Source organism: Nocardiopsis sp. SBT366, assembly GCF_001083815.1.
In the GTDB taxonomy this organism is placed as follows: Bacteria; Actinomycetota; Actinomycetes; order Streptosporangiales; family Streptosporangiaceae; genus Nocardiopsis; species Nocardiopsis prasina.
The window spans coordinates 1-16,377 of the sequence record NZ_LAVM01000053.1 but is presented as its reverse complement, the minus strand read 5'-3'; the positions used below and the strand labels follow the sequence as shown (position 1 = coordinate 16,377).

The 16,377-nt window shown below is 69.5% G+C and carries 14 protein-coding genes; 7 read left to right on the top strand and 7 right to left on the bottom strand.

The annotated features are described in order from the left end of the window. Positions 1-16: 16 nt before the first annotated feature. The 3 genes from ADX84_RS16795 to ADX84_RS16790 all read right to left on the bottom strand — a co-directional run bounded on the left by ADX84_RS16795 (position 17) and on the right by ADX84_RS16790 (position 2,048). Entirely contained in the window at positions 17-580 is a 564-nt protein-coding gene (locus ADX84_RS16795; protein ID WP_049575344.1) for a DUF3887 domain-containing protein, read from the bottom strand. A gap of 381 nt (positions 581-961) precedes the next feature. Continuing rightward, a complete protein-coding gene (locus ADX84_RS26390; protein ID WP_199776622.1) occupies positions 962-1,102 on the bottom strand; it encodes a hypothetical protein in 141 nt (46 codons plus the stop codon). A 16-nt stretch (positions 1,103-1,118) separates the two neighbouring features. Continuing rightward, positions 1,119-2,048 (bottom strand): helix-turn-helix domain-containing protein, encoded by a 930-nt coding sequence (locus tag ADX84_RS16790; RefSeq protein ID WP_049575341.1) that lies wholly within the window; start codon positions 2,046-2,048, stop codon positions 1,119-1,121. Positions 2,049-2,300: 252 nt separating this feature from the next. Between ADX84_RS16790 and ADX84_RS16785 the strand changes: the two genes are divergently transcribed. From ADX84_RS16785 to ADX84_RS16770, 4 genes are all read left to right on the top strand, one after another. After that, positions 2,301-3,470, top strand: coding sequence for an MFS transporter (locus ADX84_RS16785; RefSeq protein ID WP_049575339.1), 1,170 nt, complete (start codon positions 2,301-2,303; stop codon positions 3,468-3,470). Positions 3,471-3,509: 39 nt separating this feature from the next. Further along, a complete protein-coding gene (locus ADX84_RS16780) occupies positions 3,510-4,394 on the top strand; it encodes an aldo/keto reductase (protein ID WP_049575337.1) in 885 nt (294 codons plus the stop codon). 66 nt (positions 4,395-4,460) lie between these two features. Continuing rightward, positions 4,461-5,564, top strand: a complete 1,104-nt coding sequence (locus ADX84_RS16775; RefSeq protein ID WP_049575335.1) for an FAD-dependent monooxygenase — start codon at positions 4,461-4,463, stop codon at positions 5,562-5,564. Positions 5,565-5,634: 70 nt separating this feature from the next. After that, entirely contained in the window at positions 5,635-6,519 is an 885-nt protein-coding gene (locus ADX84_RS16770) for an aldo/keto reductase (protein ID WP_049575325.1), read from the top strand. Positions 6,520-6,760: 241 nt separating this feature from the next. Here ADX84_RS16770 and ADX84_RS16765 read toward each other — a convergent pair whose 3' ends face one another. Beyond that, on the bottom strand, positions 6,761-7,414 hold the full coding sequence (locus ADX84_RS16765; RefSeq protein ID WP_049575322.1) for a TetR/AcrR family transcriptional regulator: 654 nt from the start codon (positions 7,412-7,414) through the stop codon (positions 6,761-6,763). A gap of 345 nt (positions 7,415-7,759) precedes the next feature. Here ADX84_RS16765 and ADX84_RS16760 point away from each other — a divergent pair, with 345 nt between their 5' ends. Further along, positions 7,760-9,196 carry an MFS transporter gene (locus tag ADX84_RS16760; RefSeq protein ID WP_156208115.1) on the top strand — a complete coding sequence of 479 codons (1,437 nt, stop codon included), beginning with the start codon at positions 7,760-7,762 and terminating at the stop codon, positions 9,194-9,196. A 120-nt stretch (positions 9,197-9,316) separates the two neighbouring features. After that, the gene (locus ADX84_RS16755; protein ID WP_049575315.1) at positions 9,317-10,324 is read left to right on the top strand and encodes an SDR family NAD(P)-dependent oxidoreductase; all 1,008 of its coding nucleotides are present in this window, start codon (positions 9,317-9,319) and stop codon (positions 10,322-10,324) included. A gap of 418 nt (positions 10,325-10,742) precedes the next feature. Here ADX84_RS16755 and ADX84_RS16750 read toward each other — a convergent pair whose 3' ends face one another. Beyond that, positions 10,743-12,455, bottom strand: coding sequence for a DASS family sodium-coupled anion symporter (locus tag ADX84_RS16750; protein WP_049575309.1), 1,713 nt, complete (start codon positions 12,453-12,455; stop codon positions 10,743-10,745). A 262-nt stretch (positions 12,456-12,717) separates the two neighbouring features. Continuing rightward, positions 12,718-13,884 carry an enolase C-terminal domain-like protein gene (locus ADX84_RS16745; protein ID WP_049575305.1) on the bottom strand — a complete coding sequence of 389 codons (1,167 nt, stop codon included), beginning with the start codon at positions 13,882-13,884 and terminating at the stop codon, positions 12,718-12,720. Positions 13,885-13,999: 115 nt separating this feature from the next. Between ADX84_RS16745 and ADX84_RS16740 the strand changes: the two genes are divergently transcribed. After that, the gene (locus tag ADX84_RS16740) at positions 14,000-14,710 is read left to right on the top strand and encodes a GntR family transcriptional regulator (protein WP_049575406.1); all 711 of its coding nucleotides are present in this window, start codon (positions 14,000-14,002) and stop codon (positions 14,708-14,710) included. A gap of 657 nt (positions 14,711-15,367) precedes the next feature. Here ADX84_RS16740 and ADX84_RS16735 read toward each other — a convergent pair. Next, a complete protein-coding gene (locus ADX84_RS16735; protein ID WP_049575302.1) occupies positions 15,368-16,189 on the bottom strand; it encodes a phosphatidylinositol-specific phospholipase C in 822 nt (273 codons plus the stop codon). Positions 16,190-16,377: the final 188 nt, after the last annotated feature.

Sequence of the window (16,377 nt, the reverse complement as noted above, 5' to 3'; positions counted from 1 at the left end):
TCCGGGGATGCGATGGTCACGACGTCTGTCCTTCGAGGATGTGCAGACCGGCGATGGTGCGGTCGTCGCGGAACGCGATCCGTGCCGTGTAGTCGCCCGCCTCGAACGCGAGCGGCGTGTTCGTGATCGTCAGGTCGCCGGCTCGGGTGACTTCTGGCTCACCACGACTCTCGAAGGCTCCCGACAGGCCGACGAGCTGTGCCCAGGCGGCCGCGAGCGCGTCCTCCGAGAGGCCGTCGCGCATGGCCGGATCGAACTGCTCGGTGACCCGCGCCCACTGCCCGGAGGCGAGGTTCTCGACCACCGTGGCTGCCAGTTCCACGACACCGGGGAGTGGTGTGGTGTTCATGGGTTCTCCTGTTCTGGGGTCGATCGGTTTGCCATAGCGCTGAAACGCCGCCTGCCTGCTCACGCCGAGAGCGTCGCCGATGACCTGCCACGTGGCGCCGTGCTGGCGCGCCTGTTGCACGACAGCGCGCACGACGTCGTCGGCGGCCGTTTGCATGCTCACGGCACCGGCTATCGATTCGGCCCAGTCCTCGTCCCGGTTCAGGACACGTGAGGCGAGGAACGCATCCATGCGCGTCTTCAAAGCGCGCAACGCATCAGTCAATCGTTCTTGCACCTGTAAAGCATAGCTTTACAAACAGGCTGTGTGTCAAGAGAACGTGCGCTCCCTCGGTCGATGGAAGGGGCCCACAGGCGTTGACCTCTTCGAGATCGCGCACGCTGCCGTGCCTCGCTCGTCGGTGGGAGGGCGATCAGGAACGGGGGTACCGGTCACGGTGGGTCACCCAAGCGGGCCTGTGCCGGGCTGGTTGGCGGGGGCGCCACTCGCGTCTGCTCCCGCTCCCCGCGCTGGTGAGCGGCAACAGCCGAAATGTCGGGTCAGTGTGTCGGCATCCCAGGACACGGGGTCGAGGAGGATTGCTACAGGATTTGGCGGTAGACCCTCACGGGCTCACCGGTCGATGGTGAGCGCCTCCAGCGCGCGGGTCTCGTCGGCGTCGCTGGGCAGGGTGTAGCGGCGGGTGGTGTGGAGGTCGGCGTGCCCCATCAGCTCGGCGACCAGGACCACGTCGACCGGCGCGGTGGTTCCCACCTCGTAGATCTTCCTGTCAGGGCCTCTTTCGCCTCTCTACCGCCTCGTCGTGATCGGTGTCCGCGTAGTCGTCCGCGGTGTCGGGCTCCGCTTCCTGCCTGTCGGGGTTCGGTGCGGTCCAGCTTCCCAGGAGCCGTAGTGCCTCGGCTGTCGCGGACTGGGGCTCGACGTTGTAGACGAGCATGGTCAGCCCGGGGTAGGCGGGCATGGTGAAGGTCTCGTAAGTGAAGTCGACCTCCCCCACGAGTGGGTGCAGGTAGCGCTTGGGGCCCACGCGGTACCGCAGCACGTCCTGGTCGGCCCACGCCTGGCGGAACTCGGCGCTCTTGGTGGACAGCTCGCCGATCAGCTCGATGAGGCTCTCGTCGTTGGGGTTCTTCACCGCGGCGGCGTGCAGGAGCGCGACGTTGTTGCGCACGACCAGCCCGCGATCGCGGAAGAAGTCGTGCGATCGGGGGTCCAGGAAGAGGAACCGGGAGGAGTTGAACAGGTTTGACTTGTTCCCGCCTTCCACCGGGTAGAGGGCCCGTCCCAGCGCGTTCGCGGCGAGGATGTCCAAACGCTCGTTCTGCACGAACGCGGGGACGGTGAGGGCGTCCAGGACACTCTGTACTCCTGCGGGCACGCGGCGGGCGGACGGGGCGTGTGACTGTCGGGTCCGTCGCCGGGTGCCCTGGGCGAGGTTGCGCAGGTGCTCGTGTTCGATCTCGTTGAGCTGCAGGGCCCGGGCGATGGCGTCGACGACCTCCTCCGAGGCGCCTTTGACCTTGCCGCGTTCGAACTTGGTGTAGTACTCCACGCTCACTCCGGCCAAGAAGGCGGTCTCCTCGCGGCGCAGCCCGGGGACGCGGCGCTTCCCGGCGAACGGCTGGATTCCGGCGGCTTCCGGTGTCAGCCTCGCGCGTCGCGAGACGAGGAAGTCGCGCAGTTCGGTGGGTAGGTCCATGGGCGTGACGATACGCCCCTGAAAACGCCTCTGACCAGGGTCTTGGTGAGACGGGGGACTGGCAGACCCCCGTTTGGACCCGCCCTGCCGGAGGGACGCAAAGTGCAGTGTGCTGGATGAGCGTGCAACGCACGAAAGCATCCGTCGATCGGAAAGCACACGACCGCTGTGTCCACCACATCCTCTTCATCACCGTCTCCCGCTGGCGAAAGCGGGGTCCGTTCCACATTCGGCGCCTGGCTGGCGCTGTTCGTGCTGGCGAGTGCGGGCTTCCTTGCCCTGGCCGTCGAGCTGAGCCCCGCCGGGCTGCTCACGCGGATGGCCCCCGACCTGGACGCGAGCGTGGCCTCGGCCGGGTCGCTGATGGCCCTGTACGCACTGGGCAACGCCGTGCTCGTCCTGCCCTTGACGACCTGGGCCCTGCGATTCACCCGCAGAACCGCGCTGACGGCCACCCTGCTGGTGTTCGTCGCCGCCAACGTCCTCGTCGCGCTGTCCACCGACCTCGCGCCCGCACTCCTTGCGCGCTTCGTCGCCGGCGGCGCACACGGCCTGCTGATGGCCCTGAGCCCCGCGGTCGCAGTGCGCCTGGTCCGTCCCGACCAGCGCGGGCGTGCGCTGGCCGTGGTCGTGGGCGCCAACACCGTCGGTATCGCCGTGGGCGCCCCACTCACCTCCCTGGTGGGGACGACCCTGGGATGGCAGGCCACCTTCTACGCGGCCGCCGCCATGGCACTGCTGTGCGCCGTGCTGCTGTGGGCCACGCTCCCGCCCATGCGTTCCCAGGACGGGCCCCGAGTCCCGGTCCTGCGCGCACTGCGGCTGCCGGGCGTTGCGCGCATCGGCGGCGCCTGGGCGCTGGTCATGCTCGGCTACCTCGGTGTCATCACCTACATCGACCCCTACCTGCTCGCGCTCGGCGCACCACCCCTGGTGGTCAGCGGCGCCCTGTTCGTCTTCGGCACCGCGGGCCTGCTCGGGGTGTGGCTCACGACCCGCATCGCCGCGAGGTCGCGCATCGCCGCGCTGGTGGCGATGCCGCTCGTCATGGCCGCCGCGCTGGTAGCGATGGCCTTCGGTATCGGAAACCTCGTGGTGGTCCTGGTCCTGCTCGCGTGCTGGGGCGTCGGGTTCTCAGGGGCCGTCCTGATCTACCAACAGGTGCTGCTGCACGTGGGACACCGCGCCCCGGAGACCGTCATGGGCATCGGTGTGGTCCTGTGCCAGGCCGGGATGGCCGTCGGCGCCGCGCTCGGAGGCGTGGTGGTCGACTCCGCGGGGGTGGGAGCCGTGCCCGTGCTCGGAGCGGCCTCGGCCGTGGCGGCCCTGCTGCTGCTCGCTGGTGTGGGCGGTGTGCTGCGACGCGCCACGCGAGAACAACAGCCCGCCGCCCAGGAGGGGCGCCAGACCACGCGCGCCTGAACACGACGACCGCTCAACGACACGGAGAAGGATTTCCCGATGAACACCCACATCACCTTGAACAACGGTGTCCGGATGCCCGTGCTCGGCATGGGCACCTACGCCGCCGGGGAGGCCACCGCCGGTGCGGTGCGCACGGCACTGCAGGGCGGCTACCGACTGGTCGACACCGCGGCCGCCTACTTCAACGAGCGCGGCGTCGGCGAGGGGATCCGCGCTTCCGGGGTCTCGCGCGAGGACGTCTTCCTCACCACCAAGCTGTGGATGACCGACCACGGCTACGACAGCGCCCTGCGCGCCTTCGACACGAGCCTGGCCAAACTCGGAACCGACTACCTCGACCTGTGGCTGATCCACTGGCCCTACCCGGCGCGTGCCGAGCGCACCCTGGACGCCTACCGGGCCGCCGAGCGGCTGCTCGCCGAGGGGCGGGTGCGGGCGATCGGTGTCAGCAACCACACGGCCCAGACGCTCGACGGCTTCGTCGAGCGCACCGGGATCGTACCGGCCGTCAACCAGGTCGAGCTGCACCCCTTCTTCCAGCAGCGCGACCTGCAGGCCCTGAACACGCGACACGGCATCATCACGCAGTCCTGGTCGCCGCTGTGCGGGTTCAACGCCAACAGCCCCGAACCCGACCCGGAGCTGGACCCGCTGGCCAACGACGTCATCGGCGCCATCGCCGCACGTCACGGTAGGTCCGCCGCCCAGGTGGTTCTGCGCTGGCATCTGCAGCAGGGGCGCGTGGTCATCCCCAAGTCGATCGACCCCGCCCACATCGCCCAGAACATCGACGTCTTCGGCTTCGAGCTCGATGCCGACGACCTCGCCGCGATCGCCGAGCTGGACACCGGCCGCCGGGGCGGCCCCGAGCCCGTCGACGTCACGCCCCTGGTGATCGACCTGACCATCGACGAGGCCTGAGCGTCTTCACCGCGGGCCGACCTGCTCCAGGCCGGTCGGCCCGGGTCCCGAGGAAAGGGGACACCCATGTCCGAACCCCGCCACCACGACCGGCCGCGGGCCGTCGTCGTGGGCGGTTCCCTGGCCGGGCTGACCACGGCCCTGGCCCTGGCCCTGGTCGGCTGCCGCGCCCAGGTGCTCGAACGCAGCGGCCCGGCCCCCCGCACCGGCGGCGCCCTGTCGGCCGCCTTCGCCGAACTCGCACCCGTCATCGGAGACCGCCACGCCCGCACGGCCCTGGGAACGGCGAACCCCCGCGGGCGGGGCCGCCGGGCGGCGGACCCCATGCCGTGGACGGTCCTGCGCGAAGGGCTGCGCCGGGCGGTCGAGGACGAGCCGCTCGTCTCCTTGCACCACAGCACGCGCGTGACCGCCATTAACCAGAATGAGCACTCTGCCTGGGCCGACACAGACGACGGCCGCACCTTCGCCGCCGACCTCGTCGTGGGAGCCGACGGCCACCGCAGTCTCGTGCGCCGCACACTCGTGCCCGAGCACCCCGACGCCTCCTACGCCGGCTACGCGCTGTGGATCGGCCAGACCGAGGAGGCGTCCCTGCGCGGGGTGCCGCGCACGGCGCCGGGTTTGTTCATCGAGGCGAGCGGACCGCACTACCTGCTCGGGTACCCGATGCCGCACGAGGGCGGACGCACTCTGGGCTGGGCCTGGTACGACGCCACCCGCAACGACCTGATGCGCTCCACGGGGAGCGTCGCGGGCCGTGTGGTGCGGCACTCCCTGCGCGCCTCCGCCATCCCCGATCCCGTCTACCGCGAACTGGTCCTGCAGGCGCGACGGCACTGGCCCTCTCCCCGGGCGGAAGCGATCATCGACAGCATCGACCGCCGGGAGGTGACCGGCGTCCCGATCGCCGAGTACGTCCCGCGACGCCTGGCCGCCGGGCGCCTGGCGATCGTGGGCAACGCCGCACACGTGCCCACCCCGATGACGGGCAGCGGTTTCGCCGCCTCGCTCCAAGACGCGGCCTGGCTCTCCCGCGAACTCGCCGCCGCGGATTCGGCGACGGTCCCAGGTGCACTCGCACGCTATGAGAACACCCGGTTGGACGGCGCACGCGACCTCGTTCGCTCAGGGCAGGGGTTCAGCCGCAGCTTCGCCACCCAACCGTGAAGGGGTTTTTGCCAGACGGGGTACTGACACGCCCTGCCTGACCATCCGTCAACTTCCTAAGGTCGAGGACATGCACACCATCACGCTCAACAACGGTATCGAGATGCCCGCCCTCGGGCTCGGCGTCTTCCAGTCCCCTCCCGAGGAGACCGTCAGCGCGGTCACCACGGCGCTCGAGACCGGGTACCGGCTCATCGACACCGCGGCCAGCTACGGCAACGAACGCGAGGTCGGCCAGGCCCTGCGCCAGTCGGGTCTGGCGCGCGAGGAGTACTTCGTCGAGACCAAGGTCTGGCTCGACGAATTCGGCTACGACGCGACCCTGCACGCCTTCGACAAGGGCGCCGGCAAGCTCGGCCTCGACGTGATCGACCTGTTCATCCTGCACCAGCCCTTCCCGTCCCGGTTCGACCTGACCGTCGACGCCTACCAGGCCCTGGAGAAGCTCCTGGACCAGGGCAGGGTCCGCGCGATCGGCGTCAGCAACTTCGCCCCCGAGCACCTGGAGCGCCTGATCGCCCGGACCGACGTCGTACCCGCCCTCAACCAGAGCGAGCTGCACCCCTACTTCACCCAGCCCGACGTCCAGCGGGCCGACGCCGCCCACGGAGTGCTCACCCAGGCGTGGTCCCCGATTGGCGGCATCACGTTCTACCCGGGCTGGGGCGAGGACCGCATCAACGTCATGGACGACCCCACCATCGCGCAGATCGCCTCCGCGCACGCCAAGACCCCGGCCCAGGTGATGCTGCGCTGGCACCTGCAGCAGGGCCGCTCCGCAATCCCCAAGTCCGTCAAGCCGCACCGGATCCAGGAGAACTTCGACGTCTTCGACTTCGAGCTCACCGCCGAGGAGCTCGCCTCGATCAACGCACTCGACCGGGGAGTGCGGGGCGGCCCCGAACCGGCCGATCTCACGCTCGAAACGGCAAGCATCGAGATCCCCGAAGCCTGAACCGACCGGGCGCCGCACGTATTACCCGTCGACCGGCCGGTTTGGGGCCACCGTCCCGGGCATGCAGGGCGTCCAGGATGAACAGCGAGTCGCGCACGGCGCCGGGCCCCACTCTTGATCCGGGTGGCGAGACGAACTCCCGTTTGGTCGAGGCGTCCGGGTCGCCTGACCAGCCGGGGGCCCGGGAGCGTCGGCGCACGACCACGCGGTCGGCGGGGGCGCGTGGTTCGCGCCGGAGGAATCAGACCAGGACGCGGGTGACCGGAGCAGTCCACAGGCCGGTGAGCGCGTCAGTCAGGCCAACCGCGGTCCGGGACCAGGAGCTCCACGAGGTGGTGTTGCCCGCTGCCACGGCCTGCTCCCGCTCAGCGATGGTGTGCACGATGAGCTGGCGGGTCATCGCCTGGCGTTCCAGTCGAACCTCCGTCGGCAGGTCGGGAAGGCACCTGCGCAGCTCTTCCCCCGCCCGAGCGAGCGAGGGTGAGTCCAGGGCCTCGCTCGCCGCGATCTCCCGGTACACCGGATCCGCCAGGACCTGGGCGCTGAAGCGCCCGTACCAGGAGGGTGAGCCCAGGTCTTCCAGATGTAGGGCCAGGGGCTCGACCGTGCATCCCACCCAGTCCCTAACCTCGTTCGAGCCGTCGATCCGCGCCACCATCCTGCCCCGCGCGCCCTCGATCTGCTCGGTGTGCTGGCGCACGATCGCGCGCACCAGCCCCTCCTTGGAACCGAAGTGGTAGGAGACCGCCGTGTTGTTGCCCTGGCCCGCCTCCTGGCTGATCTGACGGTTGGACACGCCGGCCACACCGTGCTCGGCGAACAACCGCTCGGCGGTCAGCAGGATCGTCTCCCGTGTAGCCGCGACCCGCTCCGACCTCGCCACCCTGTCACTCATGCCAACCACGGTACCGACATCCGCCCCGCGCGACCCCTCAGCTCCACCGACCTCGGGGATCCGCCCGCGTTCAGGGGCCGCGCCGGGTTGTGGACCGCGTACACCCCCTGGGGCGTGGGTGGCCGACGCCTGATCGGGCCGTCGCCGGATCGGTCCGCGTTCCGCATGGTGGTCTCGGGTCCTCACTCGTCGTCCGGCGTGGAACCGCCGTGTGCTTACTGTTATCGTAAGTCAAGCGCCTGACTTAAATGTCGGCGCTTTCGCGTGTCCGAACACGGGGGTTCCTGCTCGATGACTCATGTGCATGCCAGTCCACCGGTCGAGCGGTCTGGTGCCAGGCCGAACGTGATCGTCTGTGTCCTGGCCTTCTGCGGCATCGTCGTCTCGCTCATGCAGACCCTGGTCATTCCCCTCGTTCCGGTCCTGCCCGGCCTGCTGGGAGCCACCCCCGGGGACACGGCGTGGGCGATCACCGCCACCCTGCTCGCCGCCGCGGTCGCCACCCCCACCGTGGGACGCCTGGGCGACATGTACGGCAAGCGCCGCATGCTCCTGTTCAGCCTGGCGGTCCTCGTGGTGGGATCGCTGACCTGCGCGCTCGCCAGCAGCCTGGTACCGATGGTCGTGGGGCGCGCCCTCCAGGGGCTGGCGGCCGGGGTCATCCCGCTGGGCATCAGCATCATGCGCGACGAACTGCCACCCGAGCGCCTCGGCGGGGCGACCGCCCTGATGAGCGCGTCCCTCGGTGTGGGCGGCGCGCTCGGCCTGCCCGCCGCCGCGCTCGTCGCGCAGGTGGCCGACTGGCACCTGCTCTTCTGGGCGGCCGCCGTGCTGGCAGCAGCGGGAGCCGTCCTGGTCCGGACCCTGGTTCCCGATTCCGGGGTTCGTAGTGGGGGGACCTTCGATCTGATCGGTTCGCTGGGGCTGTCCGTCGCCCTTCTCCTTCTGCTGCTGGCGATCTCCAAGGGCTCGGACTGGGGCTGGGGCAGCGGTGTACCGGGTGCCATGCTCGCCGCCGCGGCGGTGGTGCTCCTGGTGTGGGGCTGGTGGGAGCTGCGCGTTCCCCACCCGCTGGTCGACCTGCGCACCAGCGTGCGCCGTCAGGTCCTGCTCACGAACATCGCCTCCCTCGTGTTCGGGTTCTCCATGTTCGCCATGTCCCTGGTCATTCCGCAGCTCCTCCAGCTACCGGAGGTCACCGGTTACGGGTTCGGTCAGACGATCCTGGTCGCGGGGCTGGTGATGGCCCCGAACGGTCTGGTCATGATGGCGATGTCCCCGCTCTCGGCACGCATCTCCCGGACAAGGGGACCAAAGACCACGCTGATGTGCGGCGCCCTGCTGGTCGGTCTCGGCTACGGCCTGAGCCTGTTGCTCATGTCCGGCGTCTGGCAGCTCATGATCGCCTCCACCGTCGTCGGCGCGGGTGTCGGCCTGGCCTACGGCGCCATGCCCGCACTGGTCATGGGAGCCGTGCCCCGGTCCGAGACGGCCGCAGCCAACAGCCTCAACACCCTCATGCGCTCCATCGGTACCTCCGTGGCCAGCGCCGTGGCCGGGGTCGTCATCGCCAACGTGACCATGACCGCGGGCGGTGAGGTGTTCCCCGCTCAGAACGCCTTCGTGTTGATCCTGGGCATGGGTGCTCTGGCAGCGCTCTCGGCCCTCGTCGTCGCGGCCTTCCTGCCCAAGCGTGTGGCCGCCCCCGTGCCTGGTGAGACCGAGCCCGCGCCCGAGCCCGAAGCGACCCCGCCCGCACGCACGGTCACCAGCGGAGCCTGAACACCACGTACCGCGTGGACGTTCGATCGGCCCGCCGTCCCTTCGACCGTGCGCGGCCTCCAGAGCCACGTCCGCCAAACGACAGCCCGGCCCCGCAAGCGCCGAGACACAGGAGAAGACATGACCGCGAACGACGGACCCGTCACCGCCGCGAACACCGTGGAGGAGTGGCTCGCCCACCCCGCCGGAGGGCCGGTCCTGCGTGAACTACTGGAAGGGTCGGGACAGGACGCCGACGCGCTGCGCCCCGTCGGCAAGCTCTCCCTGGCCAAGCTCGTCGAGATCGCCGGGGACCGCTTCCCGCAGGAGCTCGTCGACGAACTCGTGCTCCGCGCCAACGGCGGGGTCGTCCCCGACGTGGCGGACGAGCCCGAGGCGCCCACCACCGGTGCGAGGTTCGCCGGGCGCACGGTCGTGGTCACCGGGGCGGGCTCCGGGATCGGCCGCGCCACCGCCGCGCGGATCGTGCGCGAGGGTGGGCGCGTCGTCGCCGTGGACATCGCGCAGGACCGCCTCCAGAGCCTGGTCGACGCGTCGCCCGACGGCACGGTCGTGCCGGTCGCGGCCGACATCACCGGCGACCAGGACGTGGCGAGGATCGTCGAGGCGGCGGGGGAGCGCGTGGACGGCCTGGCCAACGTCGCCGGGATCATGGACGACATGTCGCCCCTGCACGAAGTGAGCGACCAGACCTGGGAGAGGGTCTTCGCTGTCAACGTCGACGGCACCTTCAAGCTCTCGCGCGCCGTGGTCCCGGCCATGCTCGCCGCCGGTCGGGGCTCGATCGTCAACGTCGCCTCCGAGGCGGCGCTGCGCGGCAACGCGGCCGGGGTGGCCTACACGGCCTCCAAGCACGCCGTCGTCGGCATCACGCGCAGCTCGGCGTTCATGTACGGACCGCACGGTGTCAGAGTCAACGCGGTTGCCCCGGGACCGGTGGCGACGGGGATCGACGGCACCTTCGGGTCGGAGTTCGGCAAGGCCCGCATCGGCGCGTTCATGAGCCTCATCCCGCAGGTCGCCGACGCGGACAAGCTCGCCGCGTCGATCACGTGGCTGCTCAGCGACGACAGTGACAACGTCAACGGCGTCGTGCTGGCCTCCGACGGCGGCTGGTCCGTGCAGTGACCACGCCACCGGCGGGCGACCGAGCGCCGCGCCCCGGACGCGCTCCCGCCGGACCATCAACGGTCTCGGCTCCGCGCGGGGGCGGCGCCCACGATCTGCGGCTTCGGCCGGAGCCCCTGGTGGGGGAGAGGCCAGTACCACCAGGGGCTCCGCGCCTGGCCACCGCTGGCGCCGTACACGCCGTCGACCGGAAGCCGACCTGGTCGGAGCCCGGCCGAAGAGCCCGGCGACTCATCCTCGGGCAGACCTGTCCGGCCGATGGGACCGGACCCGTGATCAGCTCGAGTGGGCCTCAGGGGTGTTCGTCGCGTTCGTCCGTGCCTCTATCACGGCGAGGTGAGGACAGTGTCTGCCCGGACTCCACCGGTGCCACGGGCGTCACGACCGCGTGGATCGAGGGGCGCGGCCGGGTGGACGGTCACTGGAACGCGGGGGGAGTGGACATCAGGTCGATGCCCCACATCCACGGCAGCATGTAGAGGACCCCCATGACGATGAGTGCGAGCGCGACCCAGTTCAGCCAGAAGCCGACCTTGACCATCTCGATGATGGTCAGTTTCCCGGTGCCGAACATGATGGCGTTCGGCGGGGTACCCACCGGGAGCATGAACGCGCAGTTCGCGGCCATCGCGCAGGGGACCATCAGCGCGTACGGGTGAATGTTCAGCGAGATCGCGAAGGCGGCCATGACCGGGAGGATCATCGTCGCCGTCGCGGCGTTCGAGGTGATCTCGGTCAGGAGCAGCACGAGTGTGGTGGCGATGACGATGATCAGCACCACGCTGACCCCGTCGAGCATGCGCAGTTGCTCGCCGATCCACGAGGAGAGGCCGGTGTCGACGAATCCGGCCGCGATGGCCAGTCCGCCGCCGAACAGCAGGAGGATTCCCCACGGGATCCTCTTCGAGTCCTCCCACTGGAGGATCCTCTTGTCCCTCCCACCGCGAGTCGGCAGCATGAACAGGGTCACCGTCGCGATGATCGCGATCACTCCGTCGCTGATGCCCGGAAGCAAGCCCTCCCAGAGGAAGGACCGGGACACCCACATGAACGCCGCCCCGAGGAAGACGCCGAGCACGACCTTCTCCTCCGCGGACATTGCGCCGAGAGCCCTCTTCTCCTCCCGGATGATCTCCCGGCCGCCGGGAAGGTGCTTGAACCGGACCCTGAACTTGATGCTCGTCAGGTAGAACCACGTGAAGGCCAGGAGGGCGACGACGATGGGAACGCCGAACACCATCCAACCGCCGAACGAGATGGTCTGGCCGAAGAGCTCCCCGGAGGTCGCGGCGAGAATGGCCAGTGGCGGTGTGCCGATCAGGGTGCCGAGGCCGCCGATGGTGGCCGCGTAACCGATGCCGAAGACCATGGACTTCTCGAACTTCGACAGGTCGTCGGCGAACTCTCCACCCCGCAGCGAACGGGCGGCCTGATAGGCGACGGCCAGGCCGACCGGGATCATCATCATGGTGGCGGCCGTGTTGGAGACCCACATCGACAGGAATCCGGTCGCGACCATGAATCCGAGAATGATGCGGCGCGGGCTCGTGCCGATCGCCGCGACGATCGTGAGGGCGATGCGCTGATGGAGGTTCCATTTCTCCATGGCGATCGCGATCGAGAATCCCCCGAGGAACAGGAAGATGATGTCGTTGCCATAGGCCGAGACCACGGCGTCCCCGTCCAGCGCGCCGGACAGCGGCAGGAGCACGATGGGAAGCAGGGACGTGACCGGGATGGGGATCGCCTCGGTGATCCACCACGTCGCCACCCAGAGGGTGGTGGCCAGGACCGCCCTGCCCTCCGGGGAGAGTCCCTCGGGGTGGAAGAAGAGCAGCGTCGTCACGAACAGCAGCGGTCCGAGGATCAGACCGATGATCCGGGCGGGCGTGTACCCGGGGTCGGACCCTTGGGTCCCGTCGGGCCCGTCAGGCCCGTCGGACCCTTCGGCTGATTCTGGACCCCGGCGTTCGCCCCGGGCTTCGGCGGAGCCGCCGCCCTCGCCCGTGGCCGCTGCCACCCGCTCCGTCCGCCGCGGCGTCCTTCGCGTCGAGAACGTCAGCAGCTCTTTGATCTGCCGGTGTGAGTCCCACAGGTTGCCCCATAGGGACTGCGGATAGGAGTTTGCCATTGCTGTACCTTCTCTGGTCTTCGGCTCGGCTCGACTTGCCGCAGATCGGTTCGGGTGGAGTCGGACGAACAGGTCATGGGGGACCGTGACCTCGGGTACTCCGCGAGGGAGGACGGAGAACCCGTTTCAGTCGCGGGACCGGAGCCCCTTCCCGGCATGGCTGCTTCGATGGTCGCGCACGCGTGGCGGGCGGTCCTGTGCGATGGCGGGAGCGGGCACTCCCGTACCCACGGTCGGTTGGGAGCCGCCGGGGTCTGGGAGGTCAGACGTGCAGGCCCCGGAGGACCTCGTGGAACCTCGCCTTGCCCTCGAGACCGATGCCCGGGAGGTCACCCGGCGCCACACGCCCGCGGGCGATCACCGCGTCGTCGGTGAAGCCACCCGTGGGCTGGAACTCACCGGGGTAGGACTCGTTGCCGCCGAGCTTGAGGGCCGCGGCGATGTGCAGCGAGAACTGGTGCCCGCCGTGCGGGACGCACCGGCGGGAGGACCAGCCGTGCTGGGCGAGCATGGCCAGGACCCGGCGGTACTCCGTCAGTCCGTAGCTCAGCGCGGGGTCGACCTGGATGAAGTCGCGGTCCGGGCGCATCCCGCCATAGCGGATCAGGTTCCGGGCGTCCTGCAACGAGAAGAGGTTCTCGCCGGTCGCGATGGGATGGCGGTAGTTCTCCGACAGCGTCGCGTTCAGACCGTAGTCCAGGGGGTCGCCGACCTCCTCGTACCAGAAGAGGCCGTACTGCTCGATGGCCTGGCCGTAGTCCAGCGCCGTCCGTAGGTCGAACTTGCCGTTGACGTCCACCATCAGGCGGGATCCGTCACCGCCCAGGACGTCGATGACCGCCTCGATGCGCTTGAGGTCCTCCGTCAGGTCGGCGCCGCCGATCTTCATCTTGACGATCTCGTACCCGGCGTCGAGGAAGCCCCGCATCTCGTCCTGCAGGTCACTCAGGGTCTTGCCGGGTGCGTAGTAGCCGCCAGCGGCGTAGACGAAGACGTCCTGATCGGGTTCGCCGTCACCGTAGTGATCGGAGATCCACCGGTACAGCGGCACGCCCGCTGCCTTGGCGGCGAGGTCGTGCAGCGCCATGTCCACCACACCGACGGCGACGGAGCGTTCTCCGTGTCCACCGGGCTTCTCGTTGCGCATCATGACCTCCCAAGCCCGGGCGGGTGAGAGTTCACCGTTCTCGTCCAGCAGCTCCTCGGGCGTGGCGTCGCGCAACCGCGGCAGCATCCGCTCGTTCAGGATGGCCGTGGCGTTGTAACGGCCGTTGGAGTTGAAGCCGTAGCCCACCAGCGGTTTGCCGTCGACCACCACGTCACTGACCAGCGCCAGGATCGTGCAGTCCATCTTGCTGAAGTCGATGTAGGCGTTGCGCATCGACGAGCTGATCGGGATGGTGCCGGCGTGGGCGGAAACGATTCTCATAGACTTCCTCCTGTCGAACGATGTCTTATAAGACCCTTATAAGTACGGCGGAGTCTATGCTGAGTGAGACGGGGGTCACAAGCCCGTGACTGAGGATTCTGTGAGAGAGGTCATGATGGCCAGCGCGAGGACCTTCTCCAGCAAGGGCGGGCTGGCCTACACCGAACTGCGCCGCCGCATCACCTCCGGCGAGCTCGCCCCGGGATCACGCCTGTCGCAGTACGAACTGGCCGAGGAACTGGGGATGAGCATCACCCCTCTGCGGGAGGCGATCCGGCGACTGGTCAGCGAGGAGTGGGTCGTGATGGACGCCCACCGCGACGTGCGCGTGGCGCCCATGAGCGCCTCCGAGGCTCGCGAACTGCTGGAGGTCCGCTTCTCGCTGGAACCCTCGGCCACCGAGCTCGCCGCCCTGCGCAGGACGGAGGAGGAGATCGCCACGATGAGGGCAGCGGCCGACCAGTTGCTGCCGGTCACCCGCACCTGGGGTGAGGAGGCCATCGCGACGCATCGGGCCTTCCACCGGTCGATCTACGCCGCTTCCCACAACAAGGTGATGATCAGACTGCTGGACGACCTGTGGGACAAGGCCGACCGGTACCGGCGGATCGGGCTCGAGCTGCCCGCTGGTGCCGAGCCGCGCACCATCGACCTGAACCAGCACCACAGGATCCTGGAGCTCGTGATCGTCGGCGACGGTGCGGCCGCGGCCGACCTGGTGCGCTCCCACATCCGCAACAGCCTCGGTGCCATGGTCACGGACGCCCTTGAGGGGCTGGAGCGTGCTTACCATCCCATCGCCGCGCGTTCGACCGGGATCACCTGAGCCGCGAGCCCGCAGGCCACAGGGCCACGAAAGGGTCGCTCGAGGCGAAGCTGACGCCGCGCACTCCCAGGTGCAGGGGTTCAGCCATGGTGACCGGGTGGGCGAACGGTTCGATGGAGAAGGGGTCAAATCGGAAATCTACGACATAAAGGTGGGTTCCGTTCCGCGTCGCATCGTCGCGGAGAACTTGCCGGATTCACCCACCCGGGACATGCCGGAGTCCGTACTCTGGACCCGCGCGCAACGCGTGAGCGCCGGTGCGGAACGCGGTGGACGGGTGATCCGCACCGGCCGCCCCTTCGTACCCGTTTCCTTCTGGGGCAGGGTGCGTCGCCCCCCCCGGGCCGCACTGCTGCCACCCGGGGTCAGCCCCAGCCGGGGGCGGTGTGACCGGTCGGCCGACGACCCGCCTGCCTATGACGACCGGGCGGGGGCCGAACCGACCGCTTCAGTGGAGGTGCTGGCCGCCACCACCCAGCAGGGACGAATTCCACCCCGGCTGCCTTCGAGCGCACCTTGCGCGCTCTGCTGTCGGGCCACGTGCTGTGGGCGCCGAGCCTCCGAGCGGGGCTTCGATCGGAGAGGGCAGCGGGCAGGGGCAGCGGAGCTTTGACGCCCACCACTGCCCCCTCCACCCACTGCCCCTCCGCGAACGGCTCAGCCGGGGTTGTGGGCGATGACGAGGTCGGTCAGTTCCTGGCTGGGGAAGTCCATGACCACCACACCCGTGCGGGGCGCCTCCACGGGGCGCAGGTGGTCGACGGCGCGGGGGTTCACACCCCGGATGCCCAACCCGCCCAGGGCGACCTCGCGCGGGTTCGCGAAGGGGGCTCCGCTGCCGCTGAGGTGGTTGACGTAAAGGACGTCGTCTGCGCCCGAGGCGGTCCGCTCGAAGTGGGTGCGGGCCTTCTCCCACTTGGCGGGGATGTCGAAGAGCGTGGGCACCCGGTAGTCGTCCTGGATGTCCAGGGATGAGCCGTTCCAGTGGACGCCGTAGTCCCGGGAAGCGGAGAAGTCCTGCACGATGACGATGCGGCCGCGGACCTCGCCGAGGTCCGGCACGCGGTCCACGCCCTGTTCCGGCGCCCACAGGCGTTCGGTCAGGATGTCCCGGGTGTCCGGGTTCTCCTCGACGTAGTGGTCCAGGGTCTGTTCGTAGGACCGGGTGTTCTCCTCCTCGGTGTGCTCCTTCTTCATCCGCATGAGCACGGTCTCTGAGGGGTTCTCGTCTAGGAAGTCGCCGATGTCGGTCACCACGTCGGTGAAGTTCAGGTTCAGGTACTCGACACCATGGTGGATGGGGAAGGCGTCCCGGTAGTGGCGGGTGCGCACGTCGAGGAAACGCACCCCGGAGTCGAGCTGTTCGGTGAGGGTGAGGTCCTGCGTGCGCGACCACACGGAGCCGGTCCAGGCGCCGGTGTCGTGGGTGCCGGGGATGGACAGCGCCGACAGGCTCGTGTCGTCGGGGATCTGCCCCATCCAGGCGGTGCGCGCGACCGACGGGCCCTGTTCGGCGGCGGCCGGAGCGGCGGGGGGGGGGCGGGGAGGGGGGGAACGGGGGGGGGGGGGGGGGGCCGGGGCGGGGCGGGGGGTGGGGGGGGAGGCTGTGTCTTTTACAAACCTGAGTCGGCCGCCGGAGAGGGGAGGCGGGGATATGGGTGGGGGGT

Excerpts from the sequence above, each read along its gene's own strand:
- ADX84_RS16795 (WP_049575344.1), bottom strand. The coding sequence starts at position 580 with ATGGATGCGTTCCTCGCCTCACGTGTCCTGAACCGGGACGAGGACTGG.
- ADX84_RS16790 (WP_049575341.1), bottom strand. The coding sequence starts at position 2,048 with ATGGACCTACCCACCGAACTGCGCGACTTCCTCGTCTCGCGACGCGCG.
- ADX84_RS16780 (WP_049575337.1), top strand. The coding sequence starts at position 3,510 with ATGAACACCCACATCACCTTGAACAACGGTGTCCGGATGCCCGTGCTC.
- ADX84_RS16775 (WP_049575335.1), top strand. The coding sequence starts at position 4,461 with ATGTCCGAACCCCGCCACCACGACCGGCCGCGGGCCGTCGTCGTGGGC.
- ADX84_RS16770 (WP_049575325.1), top strand. The coding sequence starts at position 5,635 with ATGCACACCATCACGCTCAACAACGGTATCGAGATGCCCGCCCTCGGG.
- ADX84_RS16765 (WP_049575322.1), bottom strand. The coding sequence starts at position 7,414 with ATGAGTGACAGGGTGGCGAGGTCGGAGCGGGTCGCGGCTACACGGGAG.
- ADX84_RS16755 (WP_049575315.1), top strand. The coding sequence starts at position 9,317 with ATGACCGCGAACGACGGACCCGTCACCGCCGCGAACACCGTGGAGGAG.
- ADX84_RS16750 (WP_049575309.1), bottom strand. The coding sequence starts at position 12,455 with ATGGCAAACTCCTATCCGCAGTCCCTATGGGGCAACCTGTGGGACTCA.
- ADX84_RS16745 (WP_049575305.1), bottom strand. The coding sequence starts at position 13,884 with ATGAGAATCGTTTCCGCCCACGCCGGCACCATCCCGATCAGCTCGTCG.
- ADX84_RS16740 (WP_049575406.1), top strand. The coding sequence starts at position 14,000 with ATGGCCAGCGCGAGGACCTTCTCCAGCAAGGGCGGGCTGGCCTACACC.
- ADX84_RS16735 (WP_049575302.1), bottom strand. The coding sequence starts at position 16,189 with ATGGGGCAGATCCCCGACGACACGAGCCTGTCGGCGCTGTCCATCCCC.